Source organism: Undibacterium sp. Tian12W, from assembly GCF_049339405.1.
GTDB lineage: Bacteria > Pseudomonadota > Gammaproteobacteria > Burkholderiales > Burkholderiaceae_D > Undibacterium.
Genome location: NZ_JBMPPK010000010.1, coordinates 12,814 through 25,877 on the forward strand (window position 1 = coordinate 12,814; position 13,064 = coordinate 25,877).

Annotated in this window: 12 protein-coding genes; 9 read left to right on the top strand and 3 right to left on the bottom strand. The window is 51.1% G+C overall.

Annotated features, from left to right (window positions below):
• Nucleotides 1–417: 417 nt before the first annotated feature.
• From ACO0LI_RS13780 to ACO0LI_RS13790, 3 genes are all read left to right on the top strand, one after another.
• Nucleotides 418–2,760 carry a DUF1631 family protein gene (locus ACO0LI_RS13780; protein WP_423033022.1) on the top strand — a complete coding sequence of 781 codons (2,343 nt, stop codon included), beginning with the start codon at nt 418–420 and terminating at the stop codon, nt 2,758–2,760.
• Nucleotides 2,761–3,080: 320 nt separating this feature from the next.
• Nucleotides 3,081–3,617 carry a hypothetical protein gene (locus tag ACO0LI_RS13785; RefSeq protein ID WP_423033023.1) on the top strand — a complete coding sequence of 179 codons (537 nt, stop codon included), beginning with the start codon at nt 3,081–3,083 and terminating at the stop codon, nt 3,615–3,617.
• A gap of 91 nt (nt 3,618–3,708) precedes the next feature.
• Complete coding sequence (locus ACO0LI_RS13790; protein ID WP_423033024.1) at nt 3,709–4,056, top strand: hypothetical protein; 348 nt, start codon at nt 3,709–3,711, stop codon at nt 4,054–4,056.
• Nucleotides 4,057–4,140: 84 nt separating this feature from the next.
• On the opposite strand, the gene ACO0LI_RS13795 is transcribed toward ACO0LI_RS13790, so the two are convergent.
• Both ACO0LI_RS13795 and ACO0LI_RS13800 read right to left on the bottom strand, forming a co-directional pair.
• Nucleotides 4,141–5,097: a lipase secretion chaperone gene (locus ACO0LI_RS13795; RefSeq protein ID WP_423033025.1), complete on the bottom strand. Its 957-nt coding sequence runs from the start codon at nt 5,095–5,097 to the stop codon at nt 4,141–4,143.
• A 68-nt stretch (nt 5,098–5,165) separates the two neighbouring features.
• Nucleotides 5,166–6,098, bottom strand: a complete 933-nt coding sequence (locus tag ACO0LI_RS13800; protein WP_423033026.1) for a lipase family alpha/beta hydrolase — start codon at nt 6,096–6,098, stop codon at nt 5,166–5,168.
• Between the two features lie 627 nt (nt 6,099–6,725).
• Here ACO0LI_RS13800 and ACO0LI_RS13805 point away from each other — a divergent pair.
• The 6 genes from ACO0LI_RS13805 to ACO0LI_RS13830 all read left to right on the top strand — a co-directional run bounded on the left by ACO0LI_RS13805 (nt 6,726) and on the right by ACO0LI_RS13830 (nt 11,982).
• Complete coding sequence (locus ACO0LI_RS13805; protein ID WP_423033027.1) at nt 6,726–7,535, top strand: fatty acid hydroxylase family protein; 810 nt, start codon at nt 6,726–6,728, stop codon at nt 7,533–7,535.
• A 40-nt stretch (nt 7,536–7,575) separates the two neighbouring features.
• Nucleotides 7,576–8,256 carry a GntR family transcriptional regulator gene (locus ACO0LI_RS13810; RefSeq protein ID WP_423033028.1) on the top strand — a complete coding sequence of 227 codons (681 nt, stop codon included), beginning with the start codon at nt 7,576–7,578 and terminating at the stop codon, nt 8,254–8,256.
• 9 nt (nt 8,257–8,265) lie between these two features.
• Complete coding sequence (locus ACO0LI_RS13815) at nt 8,266–8,712, top strand: SRPBCC family protein (RefSeq protein WP_422950727.1); 447 nt, start codon at nt 8,266–8,268, stop codon at nt 8,710–8,712.
• 307 nt (nt 8,713–9,019) lie between these two features.
• Nucleotides 9,020–10,120, top strand: a complete 1,101-nt coding sequence (locus ACO0LI_RS13820; protein WP_423033029.1) for an aromatic ring-hydroxylating oxygenase subunit alpha — start codon at nt 9,020–9,022, stop codon at nt 10,118–10,120.
• A gap of 66 nt (nt 10,121–10,186) precedes the next feature.
• Nucleotides 10,187–11,107 (top strand): DMT family transporter, encoded by a 921-nt coding sequence (locus ACO0LI_RS13825; RefSeq protein ID WP_423033030.1) that lies wholly within the window; start codon nt 10,187–10,189, stop codon nt 11,105–11,107.
• Between the two features lie 29 nt (nt 11,108–11,136).
• Nucleotides 11,137–11,982, top strand: a complete 846-nt coding sequence (locus tag ACO0LI_RS13830; protein ID WP_423033031.1) for a sulfurtransferase — start codon at nt 11,137–11,139, stop codon at nt 11,980–11,982.
• 146 nt (nt 11,983–12,128) lie between these two features.
• On the opposite strand, the gene ACO0LI_RS13835 is transcribed toward ACO0LI_RS13830, so the two are convergent.
• Nucleotides 12,129–12,878 carry a ZIP family metal transporter gene (locus ACO0LI_RS13835; protein WP_423033287.1) on the bottom strand — a complete coding sequence of 250 codons (750 nt, stop codon included), beginning with the start codon at nt 12,876–12,878 and terminating at the stop codon, nt 12,129–12,131.
• Between the last annotated feature and the right edge of the window lie 186 nt (nt 12,879–13,064).

The following is a 13,064-nucleotide window of genomic DNA, read 5'->3' on the forward strand; positions in this document are numbered from 1 at the left end:
AGCAAGGTAAACAGAGTTCAACCTGCTATTTTAGAGCAATCCCGAGAAATTTACTGTTTATTGCAATGATGGCAATCAATTTTAGGGGATGTGCTCGAAGCTGTTGCTGTTTTGAAATTTGTTCTCAAGCTATACTTAAATTTTACAGAAATTGCGTTTCAAACATTTCCATGTGGAAATTAACGGTATATAGTTCGTTCATCCAGCTTGATTAATTCTTGTGCAGATTAACTGTTTTCCAACTATCTTGAAACAAAGAACATACGCCGCAAAAGAATCTGTAATTGTGTCATGACTTTGTCTTAATTCTTTGCAATTGTAATGTGCGATTTGCACTATAGTATTACTTGGATAAATTTTCTTACTTTTATTGTTCTAATTTTAGTTTGAACAAAATAACCTGATTCTCTTGTCACCATGTCCACGCCAGCCAACCTGCCCAAGCCTACCGGTACTGTTCTACAGTCCCGTGATGCCGTCTTGCGCGGTCTGATTCCGCTGGCGAATCATTTGGTGGCATCCCAGATAGATGCATTCTCTGCTCGCCTGGCAAATGCCTTTCTCGCTTTGTCTGAACAGAGCATGGATGCGCGTGAAGCAAACCTGAGCTTTAACGCCGGGCAATTGCTCAAAAAAAATGGCTATGCCTTTTTCTACCTGACCTCAGCAGGATTTGAAGCTGCTTTCCGCAAGGAAATCGAGGCTCTCCTGCAAGGTGTCAAAATCGTCGCCAGCAATGCTGACGTCGCCCTGACCCTGGTCACTTATGAAGAGATGGACAAAAAACTGGCTCTGAGCAGGGCTGGTCGCACACTGGAACTCGATAGTGCCGAGCAATACGCCGCATTGAACATGCGTTTTGCCCACTTGATGGAACATGATGCGCTGAGTATTGCGCAAAATCCTTTCCGCCCAGAGATATTCCTGCACACGATTTATTCTGCCTGGTGTGAATTTGATCCAGAGGTAAACACCCATGAACTGGTGTTGCCACTGTTGCGCGCCGATATATTGTTTGACCTTGAACCGATTTTAAATTCGCTTAATGAAGCGCTGATCGCCAAAGGCATTTTGCCTGACTTGCACGAGTCCTTCCGCATACGTCGTAGCCGTAATTCAGAAAAACGCAAAGAAGCAGTTCCTGGCGATATCTCACAAAAACTCAGAAACCTCCTGTCTGGCAATGCCCAGGCTGGTGCCGCGAATGAAGCCGGTGGCCATGCTGGCGGCGGACATGGCAGCGCTGGTGGTATGGGTGCAGGCGGTGGATCAGCAGGTGGTTTTGCAGGTGGTGGCTCAGGCAGCTCAGGTAATTTTGGCGGTCACCAAGGTGGTGCAGGCCAGATGGGCGGTGCATCAGAAGGTGCTGGCGGCTCTACCCCTTATTCCGGTTTTGCCCAGTCGGGTGAGTCGCAGACAGTGGCGCGTGCCGAGCTGTTCCAAAAACTCGCTGAGCTGCAAAAAAGTGTCAAGCTGCAGCAGATGATGGCCGGTGCGCAAGACGTATTGCGCCTCTCGCAAATGCGCGAGCAAATGCCGGAAATTGCCAACATCGCCAACACCGGTATAGAAAAAAATACCCTGGATTTGCTGTCACAAGTATTTGACAGCGTGTTCCGCAATCAGGCCATTCCTACCCAGATCAAGGAATTGATTTCAGTCCTGCAGATACCTGTCCTCAAGGCCGCCTTGATGGACAAGGAATTCTTCTTCCAGGAAAATCACCCGGCCCGTCGCCTGGTTGATTTGCTGTCGCGTTACAGCCTGGCCTGGGATCAGAAAAAAGGTCAGCAAGATCCGCTGTTCCAGACCATGCAGCGCAACGTTCATCGTGTGCAGCAAGAGTTTGACCAGGAAGTCGCTTTGTTTGATGAAGTCGTCAACGATCTCGAATCTTTCATCCAGAAAGAAGAGAAAGAAGCGGCAGAGGCATTGCAACTGCCGATCAAGACAGCGCTCAAAAAAGAAAAAGTCAAACAGGCCAATATCGCCGCTACCCACGAGGTGTCCTTGCGCGTAGGTAGTGGTGAAGTCGTCGCCTTTGTTGAAACCTTCCTTGAAGATCGTTGGACCAAGGTGCTGACCCTGGCCTATAGTGTCAAGGAAGAAAAGCCTTATGCTGTTGAAGACGCCATCAAGACCATGGATGACCTGATCTGGAGCGTCAAGCCCAAGATCACCCTGCAACAACGTCAGGAATTATTGAACCGCCTACCTGCGATTTTGGCCCGCCTGAACAAATGGCTAAGCCTGATCAAGTGGGAAGATGCAGACCGCGTGCAATTCTTTGCCGACCTGGCAGAATGCCATGCGTCCATCGTCCGTGCACCACTGGACTTGTCGCCAGAGCGTCAGATAGAAATCGCTGTCGAAGTCGCACAGCAAGCAGCCGAACGCAGGATAGCAAAACGCGCAGAAGCAGAAGGCAAGGCAGAAGCCGAACCAGCACCACCACCAGATGAACACGTCGATACCGTCACCGAACTCGAACGCGGCGTCTGGCTGGAATTCACCAAAAAAACCGGTGGCACCACCAAGGTCAAACTCGCCTGGGTCAGCCCCATGCGCAGCCTGTACATCTTCACTACCGGTGACAAGGAAAAAACCTTCCAGGTCACTGCCGAAGAACTCGAACAAACCTTCCGCGAAAAACGCGCGAAGATACTCGAACTCGACCGCGTCGTCGATCGCGCCCTGACCGAAGCTCTGGAAAATACGCCAGATGAGCATGAGGACGAAGAAGAGATGAGTCTGGTTTGACAGGCTTTCATTTCTTGAGTGCGCAGTAAAATCCTGGCGCTTCAACTGAAATAAATTTCCCGCATGTAGTGCCAATGATGTGCCAGGTTGTCATTAAAATGGCACACTCACTATCTTTTTATTCATGCTGATCGACATTTGTCAGTTCTTGCTACTGGTGCTGCTGCCAGTACTGCATCTCGACAAGATCGTTAGTACACTTTGCCATGAGATTATTCTTCCTGTTCATCATTGCAGCCTGGATTGCAGACAGCAACGCGGCTGAGACGCAACTAAGCTGCTCAGACGCATTGCAATCACGCGATGCAGAAGGCAGGCTCATGCAAGGACATCAGCCTAGCAGGCCAAGCCAGCATGTGCTGGAAGTGAAGTATGCAAATGGTAAAAGGCGTTTTGTTGACCAGCCACCTCATGAGGAGCTTGGAGGCAAACACTGGTTTTATTGTGGATATGATGCAAACTTGAAAGTACATCTCATAGGTAAAACAGAAGACGCCTTGTCCAGTGGCGTTATCTTGCGCCACAGTGATGGCAGGATTTTTCCGGCTGGACATACAGTATTATTTTCATCCGATCAAAAAAAATTTCTCGCCATCAGACAGCAAAACGGTCTCGATGGTGAAGACTGGGCAATCTATCAACTCTACGGCAAAAAACTGTGGGCAGGATATGCGGGCGTTCTTAGTGTGTCTGCGAAAGATGACTACGCAAGGGTAGTGGCAGAATTTCTGAATCCTGCATGGCGTAGTAACAATGTGCTCGAAGCGGACCTGAGTTGTGAAGATCAGATCAAGAGAAAGATAAGCATACGATTGGATCAAGCGAGACCGCAATGGCTAAACGCTTCAGGATGTTGATGTATATGCTGCTGTCGCTACTGAGATGAATGTGATGATGCGGCTGGCGAGATGAATACAATTTTTCCAAAGGCAAGTGATGAGATATTTGATGGTAAGTCTGTTAACGGCACAGTTATTTTTGCAGAGTGTTGCATTTGCAGCACCAGCAGTCAGTGCACAAACCCTGAATCAAATAGCACCAGTTCTGCAGCCTGCTGAGGTTGTAGAGTCTGCCAGGGATTTTCTGGTGAAAGCGCAGCGGCGCGACATGAAAAAATACGTGCTTGCTCATGTCTCATTCACTTATTTTTCTGAGTGGAATAACAGCAAAGAAAAATTTAAGGGTGAATGGTACGTCCGCTTTGAACAGGCAGGGCTCCGGGCGGTAGATTCACATATTGTGGTTTATGTGACGAATGAGAAGAAGCCTTCGCACAAGTTGGGGATGGCACCGTAATGGCTGTTTGCTGCATCAATCACGAAAATTGACTGCCCCCATCTTTATCAATTGATGAAGATGAAGGTGCAGTTTCAAGTCATCTCACTCATACGCAGGCAACCTGCGCTGTTCATCCGCATTGAAATACTGCTTGCGAACCTGATCCAGCGCTGTCTGTTTTTCGGTCGCACTGTGGAATGCCATTTCGGTATTCAGTTTATTCTTTTGCTCCAGGTATTGTTGTATGCGGGCCTTCCAGATGCTTTCTTCTCTATCGACTTCGGCGAGTCTGCTGGCGGCTTCTGGTGAAGTGGCGGCGGCGCGCATTTTATAGATGTCATCTTCACTGGCACCAGTGGCGCGCAGATTGGCGGCCTGTTCTTCCAAACGTATGACCTGGTAGGGGGCATTCTTTTCTTCGCGCAAGGCAGCGGGCAAGGCATCGTCCAGGGCTTTGAATTGTGCCTGTTTCTGTTCGGTGGTGAGGCTGGCATTTTCAGCGACATCAAGTCGGTTCAGGGCATCGATGTCGTAGGCGTCATCAAAGCCGAACATGGCCTGATTTTCTTTTTCGCTGAAGAAGCGCTGGCGGGTTTGCTGCATGGCAGACCAGCGCTGGCGGGCTGCTGCGGCCATGCTGGTTTTACCCGCGCTGATGTTTTGTGCATTGGCTTCTACACTGACCAGGGCTTCCTTGTACTGGATGTAGCGGGCCAGCAGGTTCTTGGCTTGCAGGGCAGCATTGCCGCTGAGTTTTTGATCCAGTACTTTTTCAATTTCGGCGCGTATCTCTGGCAGTTTTTTCTCGCCGGTCGCTGCCAGGTAGTAATCAAATAGCAGGCGAAATTCTGCACTGACCTGTAATTGGTTCATGTCGCTCTGGCTGATATTGCCATCGCGGGTAGTGCCTTCAAATGAGCGGACAAAGTCAAAGCTTTGATCGCTCTTGCGTTGTTTGATAGGCTCGTTATTGCTCTCTGATTTGAGGGAAGTAAAAACGAAAAAAACCGCGACGACCAGGGCCGTCGCGCCAGCAAATGCCAGATTGGCTGTTCTCATAGACTACCGCTCCTTGTTCAAGTTTGCATCTTGTTGCGGGGACTACATTCAGAGGCTGTATTACAGATTTACAGGCCCTGATTTTTCAGGCGGTTTGCATGTTGACGATACAGGGTAACCGGATTGGTTTCAAAGATATTTATCAGGCCTATGGTCTGATTCACTTCGTCCAGGTGGTTCATTGCATAGTCATCACGTATTACCTTGCCCAGATGGCTGGAGCAACTGGCGACCAGGCCATCGTTTTTTTCACCTGAGAAAGCCAGTGAAGTCAGTGCCAGGGCTGGGTCTATGATGTCGAGCACATTGGTATAGGGCTTGGCACCACTCCACGAGAAATACGCTACACCGCGTGCCGTGTAGGCACCCTCACCGCAAGCTGTCGTTGGTACGCCTTCAGGGTATTTGGCGTTGAACTTCAGTGAACCAGCCGTGCTCAGCGAATTGGCTGCGGCCAGAGAGTCTTGCGACATGGTGGGTTTGCCTGACAGGAAGCTGATGACTTGTGCCAGACCATTCGTGATCGACACCAGTACGGTGTTCGACAAGGAACCTGCCGGTGCTACACCAAGCAAGACGTCTGCCACCTTGGAGCCACGGTTGACACCGCCTACTGAGGTAGCTGACGCCACCAGGTCAGGCCTGACAGAAGCCACATAACGTATGGTGGGGCCACCATGGCTATGTCCTATCAGGTTGACTTTGCTTGCGCCTGTGACTGCCAGTATCTGTTTGACCTGAGCCAGCAATTGTTCGCCCCGGACTTCGGTGCTGTTGGCAGCCGCGACCTGGGTGACATAGACCTTGGCACCATCGCTGCGCAAGGCAGAGGGGATTCCATACCAGTAATCTACCGGGCCGATGTTATCGAAACCGAACAGGCCGTGCACCAGCACGATGGGATATTTTGTCTCCGTGTAACCTGCTGCCCACGATGGTGCTGGTAACACCATCATGGCCATGACGAACATCACTACACTTTTTACCATTTGTTTTTTCATTTTGTCTCTTTCATTGTTATCGTTGAAATGAAACGCAGCGGTGCCTATGTGCCCGCTTCTGTGAGCAGGTCTTGATATGGCAAGCTCAGGCTAGGTTTGTCAGGCTTGATTAGCAAGTTGCTATGCAACATAAATGAGCCTGGAAAATGAAGAGTGTTGGGAATTTGTGACGACACAAGCGCCCCCATAAATAGTTAAATCATTTATATGCACTCTGTAGTTGCCTGAGCAAGGCAAGTTGTTGCGGGGTTTTAGATGAAATTCACTAAAATGCAGCCTTGCGTTTTTGGCGGGCAAGTTTGTCGGTTCACCACAACAGGCGCTCTGCTGCTACTTCTCCGCTGCCACTTCACTCTTGTGGTGTTTCCCGCGTCTTCATCTCATGTCTGTATTGCGCAGCCAGTCATCAATCTTGCCTGAGTCATCTGCTTCCGCTTGTAGTCAAATGAGGGTAGTCCTTATCCGGGCGCGCAGTCTTGGGCGCCAGCTGCAACTACCGTGTGCGTTAAACCAGCCTGAACAAAAATTTATACACGGATGCTTTTAATTTTTTAAAACTGGTATATGATGAACATGTGATATATCAGTTGATCTTCAAAATAAATAAAATTATCCGGAGGTGACAACATGGATGAAAAGCAGCGTCTGTTCCGCAGCCAGTATCAGGCTGCGACCAGCCCTTATTACAATGGCGTCTTGCACGGCCTGTTTGTATTTGGCCTGGGTATTGCCCTCATTGTGGCGGCACTCAATCAGGTGCAGGCCGCCAGTTGGGCCTGGCTGGGTGTGCCAGCGACCTTGCTGTTTGCCAATCTGAACGAGTGGTATGTGCACAAGAACCGCTTGCACAAGCGTGGCAAGAACCGTTTGTCACAATTGATCTGGCATCGCCACACCAAAGAACATCATCATTACTTCACCCATGAAGAAATGCGGGTAGCCAGCACGCGTGAATACCGTATCGTATTTTTCCCGGCCTATGCTTTTGTGTTGATCGCTATCCAAAGCGTTTTGCTTGGCCTGGTCTGTGCTCTGGTGGCGGGACGTAATCTTGCTTACATCGTATTTGCCACTGCCATCGCTTTTTATCTTTTGTATGAAGCCATGCATTTTCTTTGTCATGTCGATGAAAACAGCGTGGTCAGGCATCTGCCACTGGTGAATACCATGCGCAGGAATCACATGGTGCACCACACCCAGACACTGATGACCGACTACAATATGAACCTGACATTTCCCTTTGCCGACTGGCTGCTGGGCACCTCCGATTTGCAGCGCAGTTTGCTGGGCACCGTCTTCAATGGCTATGCTTCGCAACACTTGAAACCGGAAGTGGCGAGGCGTTATCAGGAGCTGGGTATGCAGCCCCCGGTGCCACATGTGCAAGCACCGCTGCAGCCAGTGAGCGTGGCGGTGTTGTCCCCTGATGCCAAATAAAACCCTATGAAACAACGGCCATTTACCTCATCAACAGACCATGGATAAAACAGAATTCAGCAAGCTTTTTCCTGTTATCAAAAACGAGTCGCAAGCCGCGCGTGCTTATCGCCTGCTGGAATTGCGCATCGTCTCGCTGGACCTCAAACCCGGACAGGCGATTACTGAAAGTGAACTCTGTGAATATCTTGATCTTGGCCGTACACCCGTGCGTGAAGCCTTGCAAAGACTGGCGCAGGAATGGCTGGTCAAGGTCTTGCCCAGGCGAGGCATGATAGTCAGTGAAGTCGATCTGCAATGCCAGATGCGTTTGATAGAAGCGCGCCGTGTCATGGAATCCAGCCTGATACGCATCGCCACCCGCAAGGCGAGCAAGGGTGAACGCGCACAGTTCCGTAGTCTGGCAGAAGGCTTTCGCCAGGCCGCCAGCAAGGCAGATGAACTTATCCTCGGCGAGACCGATGCGGCTTTTAACCGGCTTGTGTTTGTCGTGGCAGGCAATGAATTTCTGGTCTCTGCCTTGCAGCGCATGCATGCCCTGACACGCCGTTTCTGGAAGATACAGGCACAGTTTGAAGACATCCTGCATGTCACCGCCATGACCCATGCTGACCTGGCCGACGCCATCGCCAGTGGCGATGCAGATGGCGCCGTTGCCGCCACAGAAAAGCTGCTCGACCATGTCGAAGCCTATACCCGCGCTGCGCTGGACCGCAGCTGAAAGCATGCCATGACTACACATATCTACAATGCCATAGAGATACAGCGCCCGATCCGGCAAGTGTTTGACTACGCCTGCACGCCCACGCACTGGCCAGACTGGCATCCCTCATCGCTGAAGCTGTATATGGATCATGCCAGCATCGCCACCAACGGTACCCGGTTTGAAGAAGATGTACGCGCCGGTGGCCGCACCGGGCATCTGGTCTGGACGGTGACCGAATATCTGGATCAGCGCCGCTGGACCGGGCAGGCAAAAGTCGATAATGGTGCTCGTCTGACAGTCAGTTATCAATTATCAGAAACCTCAGCGGGAACCTTATTTGAAAGACATCTGCATTATGACTTACCCAATCCCTTGCTAAAAATCCTCAACTTCCTGGTCTTGCGCCGTCGTATTGCAGACGAATCGGCCCTGTCTTTGCGGCAGTTACAGGCTGTCTTGCAGGCAAGTTGAGCGTGGTGTGGGCAAGCCAGGCTTGCCCGTCTTGCCTGGTTTGCTCCTGAGGGAAAAGCAGTTCGTCAGTCCAGCTTTGAAAGCCCCATACCCGGCAAATCCGCTAAATCCTGAACTTTTTATATCATTTCATTATCCTTTCAGACCATTTTTTTCAGGTTCGGGTATAATCCCCGGTTCTGTCCAAAATTTCCTCTTCAAGTCGTTTGATCGTTTGAATTTTCGTTGGGATTGAAAATCCTTACGGAACAGGTTTTTGTGGATTCTTTCTCTCTTAGGTTGGTGCAAATTAATTTGGGGGGTGGGGATGTCCGATCTGGCTTCTTTGTCTACACTCGCGCGTTCTGACGCGCAACTTCCGGTTTACGTGTATTTTGATGAAACGCTGTTACAGCGCGAAATCAAAGATTTATTCCATTCTGGTCCGCGTTATGTCGGCCATGAACTCATGGTGCCCAATGTCGGCGACTTTGCCACGCTTGCTGCCGAAAACGAAGGCCGCATGCTGGTGCGTAGTGCGCAAGGCATAGAACTGATGTCGAATGTCTGCCGTCACCGCCAGGCATTGATGTTCAATGGGCGCGGTAATACCAATAATATTGTCTGCCCGCTGCATCGCTGGACCTATGACCTCAAAGGCGAGCTCATCGGTGCGCCGCATTTTGCTGACACACCCTGCCTGAATTTACAGCGCACGCCGCTGCAAAACTGGAATGGCCTGCTGTTCGAGCAAAACGGCTACAACGTCATGGAACGCATGTCCAAACTCAGCGTCACCGAGGATCTGGATTTCACTGACTATATGCTCGACCATGTCGAAGTGCATGAATGTGATTACAACTGGAAGACTTTCATTGAAGTCTATCTGGAAGATTATCACGTCGAGCCTTTCCATCCTGGCCTGGGCAGTTTTGTCTCTTGCGATGACCTCAAATGGGAATTCGGCGAAGACTACAGCGTGCAAACCGTAGGCGTGCACAAGGGCTTGCAAAAATCTGGCTCGCCGACTTACCAGCGCTGGCAAGAACAGGTGCTGAAGTTCCGTGATGGTGAAGCACCCAAGTACGGCGCGATATGGTTGACCCTGTACCCCAACATCATGGTTGAATGGTATCCACATGTGCTGGTGGTATCTACCCTGTGGCCAACGGCGACTGGCAAAACCCGCAATGTGGTTGAGTTTTATTATCCTGAAGAAATCGTGCTGTTTGAGCGCGACTTTATCGCAGCGGAACGTGCAGCGTATATGGAAACCTGCGTCGAGGATGATGAGATCGGCCAGCGCATGGATGCCGGCCGCAAGATATTGTTTGACCGTGGTGTCAATGAAGTCGGCCCTTACCAATCACCTATGGAAGATGGCATGCAGCACTTCCATGAATGGTACCGAAGAAAAATTGCAGTGTAATGTAGAATTTTAAGGGAGGCCCGTGCCTCCCTTATCTTTTGGCGTTGAGTTTGGAGTTGAGTTCTTATGCAGTCTTTATGGATGCTGGTTGCCAGCTTTCTGTTTTCCATCATGGGTGTTTGCGTCAAGCTGGCATCGGTTGATTATTCCACCGCTGAAATCGTCGCCTATCGTGGTGCGATAGGTATGCTGATGATCGCCATGCTGGTCAGGGTTCAGGGTGGTACTTTAAGAACAGGCATGCCTCGACATCACCTGGTGCGCGGCGGCGTCGGCGTCATCTCACTATGGTTATGGTTTTATGCTCTGGGCAAATTGCCGCTGGCAATGGCCGTGACACTGAATTACATGTCACCCATCTGGATCGCCGCCATCTTGCTGACAAGTGCATGGTGGCGCAAGCAGCGCGGCCTGACCTGGCAACCCATTGCCGCCATCCTTTTGGGCTTTGTCGGTGTGGTCTTGCTGCTGCGCCCCAGCATACACAATGACCAGATCATGGGGGGCGTGCTTGCCCTGATATCTGGCATGCTGGCAGCCTGGGCGTATATGCAAGTCAGGCAAATGGGTTTGCTGGGCGAGCCTGAATACCGCGTGGTGTTTTATTTCTCCCTGACCTGTGCCGTGGCTGGCTTGATGGGTACCCTGATCGGCAAATCTGTATATGCTGCAGCCGGTGAGGTTACCTGGCATCACCTGGACAGCAGGGGCATCATGCTCTTGCTGGCGATAGGCGTCACAGCCGCGAGCGCGCAAATGGCCATGACACGCGCCTACCGGCTAGGTAATACCCTGGTCACAGCCAACCTGCAATATGTGGGCATTGTGTTTTCCAGCGTCTGGGATGTGCTGATCTGGAAAGTCAGCCTTGCCTGGTTAAGCTGGGTGGGTATCGCCGTGATTTTATGCAGCGGCCTCATCGCAACATTCTATAATGCCAAGACCAATCGCAAATCCATACCCGGCGATGCCATCAGTTCAGAATAATCATCAGCTTATTTTTTCAGGAGACCAAGATGTACACCACATTGATCAGTGCAACAGAGCTGGCATCCCACATTGCCGACACCAACTGGGTCGTGCTGGATTGCCGCCATGATTTGATGGACACCAATGCAGGCCAGGCAGCTTATGACCAGGGACATATCCCCGGTGCGCAATTCGTTCATCTGGACCAACGCCTGTCGGCTGCCAAAACTGGTGCAGATGGTGTCTTCCGTGGCCGCCATCCTCTGCCTGAAAAAACTGATTTCATCGCCACCCTGCAAGCCCTGGGCATTAACAATGACAGCCAGGTCATCGTGTATGACGCCCACGGCGGCATGTTTGCAGCGCGCCTGTGGTGGATGCTGCGCTGGGTAGGCCACAAGGCCGTGGCGGTGCTGGATGGTGGCTTGCCAGCCTGGATCGCATCCGGCCAGCCTGTCACGACTGAAGTGCCTGCTGCACGCAGTGGCAATATCAGCGAACAGGCAACATTGGTGGGCACAGTCGATGTCAGTCAGGTACTGGCAAATATCAGCGGCGCTGCCAAAACCTTGGTCGATGCCCGTGCTGCTGATCGTTTCCGCGGTGAGAATGAAACGATCGATCCAGTCGGCGGCCATATCCCCGGCGCCAAAAACCGCTTCTTCAAAGACAATCTGCAAGCCGATGGCCGTTTCAAATCCGCAGAGCAGTTGCAGCAGGAGTGGTCTGCAGTAGTTGGCGATGCCAGCCAGGCCATCATGCAATGCGGCTCTGGTGTTACCGCCTGCCACAACCTGCTGGCACTGGAAGTGGCGGGTTTGCAGGGAGCCGCCTTGTATCCGGGATCGTGGAGTGAGTGGTGTGCAGATGCGTCCAGGCCCGTGGAGCGTTGAGTGGAGTTTGAGCCGATGATATGCGTAGGTTGGGCTACGCTTCACCAGCCCAACACTCGGCGTTTAAATGACGTATACGTTGATGGAGGCCCAGTGTTGGGCTGATGAGGCGTAGCCCAACCTACGAGACGCGCAAATTTCAATGACTACCTGTGACTAGTCACAAACAATACCAACACCACCCCAAGTGACACCAGGATAATCTGCGGTATCGTTTCTTTCAGCGTCGCCCGTCTCTGCATCTGCGGCATCAGGTCACTGACCGCAATATATATAAAACCGGAAGACGCAAATACCAGCACATACGGGATCATGCCGCTGGCGCTTTCCAGCGTGTAATAGCCAAGCACACCACCGACCACACCCATCATGCTGCAGATCAGGTTATACATATAAGCGCGCATGCGGCTGAAGCCAGCGTTTAACAAGACGATAAAATCACCTATCTCCTGCGGGATTTCATGGGCAATGATCGCCAGACCAGTCACCAGGCCCAGTTTGGGGTTGGCCAAGAAAGCTGCCGCGATCAAAATGCCATCGGTAAAATTATGCAGACCATCACCCACCAAAATCATCCAGCCAGCTTTGCCCGCTTCATGCGCATCATGACCATGTTCATGATGGTGGCCGTCGCCCTCGTGATGATGTGAATGCCGCAGGATGGCGAATTTTTCCAGCAAAAAGAAAGCCAGCAAGCCGCCGAGCAAACAAGCAAACAGCGTGCGGGTGTCCGCCCCAGACTCAAAAGCCTCAGGCAGGGCATGCAGCAAGGAAGTCGATAGCATGATACCGACCGACAAACTGACCATGCGTTCTACAACTTTGGACAACAGCGAAAACGAAAAAATGGCAGCCGCAGTGATGCTTAATACACCAGCAATCGTGGTAGCAAACAGGATGGATAACAGCGTGGAGTGAATTTTAAGCCTCGGGAATTTGCAACCAGGTTGCAAATTAAAGCATATTGTGAGGTTTTCTGCAAATCAAGTTGGTTCTATTGTCAACATCGGGATGTGCATTATTCGCCGGGTCCTATGGTTCCTTGGCTATAATGAATGCCGTTGTCAATTCACAATCTATCT

What these genes read in the sequence shown, in the direction of transcription:
- ACO0LI_RS13780 (WP_423033022.1), top strand. Translation starts at nt 418, where the DNA reads ATGTCCACGCCAGCCAACCTGCCCAAGCCTACCGGTACTGTTCTACAG.
- ACO0LI_RS13785 (WP_423033023.1), top strand. Translation starts at nt 3,081, where the DNA reads ATGCAAGGACATCAGCCTAGCAGGCCAAGCCAGCATGTGCTGGAAGTG.
- ACO0LI_RS13790 (WP_423033024.1), top strand. Translation starts at nt 3,709, where the DNA reads ATGGTAAGTCTGTTAACGGCACAGTTATTTTTGCAGAGTGTTGCATTT.
- ACO0LI_RS13795 (WP_423033025.1), bottom strand. Translation starts at nt 5,097, where the DNA reads ATGAGAACAGCCAATCTGGCATTTGCTGGCGCGACGGCCCTGGTCGTC.
- ACO0LI_RS13800 (WP_423033026.1), bottom strand. Translation starts at nt 6,098, where the DNA reads ATGAAAAAACAAATGGTAAAAAGTGTAGTGATGTTCGTCATGGCCATG.
- ACO0LI_RS13805 (WP_423033027.1), top strand. Translation starts at nt 6,726, where the DNA reads ATGGATGAAAAGCAGCGTCTGTTCCGCAGCCAGTATCAGGCTGCGACC.
- ACO0LI_RS13810 (WP_423033028.1), top strand. Translation starts at nt 7,576, where the DNA reads ATGGATAAAACAGAATTCAGCAAGCTTTTTCCTGTTATCAAAAACGAG.
- ACO0LI_RS13815 (WP_422950727.1), top strand. Translation starts at nt 8,266, where the DNA reads ATGACTACACATATCTACAATGCCATAGAGATACAGCGCCCGATCCGG.
- ACO0LI_RS13820 (WP_423033029.1), top strand. Translation starts at nt 9,020, where the DNA reads ATGTCCGATCTGGCTTCTTTGTCTACACTCGCGCGTTCTGACGCGCAA.
- ACO0LI_RS13825 (WP_423033030.1), top strand. Translation starts at nt 10,187, where the DNA reads ATGCAGTCTTTATGGATGCTGGTTGCCAGCTTTCTGTTTTCCATCATG.
- ACO0LI_RS13830 (WP_423033031.1), top strand. Translation starts at nt 11,137, where the DNA reads ATGTACACCACATTGATCAGTGCAACAGAGCTGGCATCCCACATTGCC.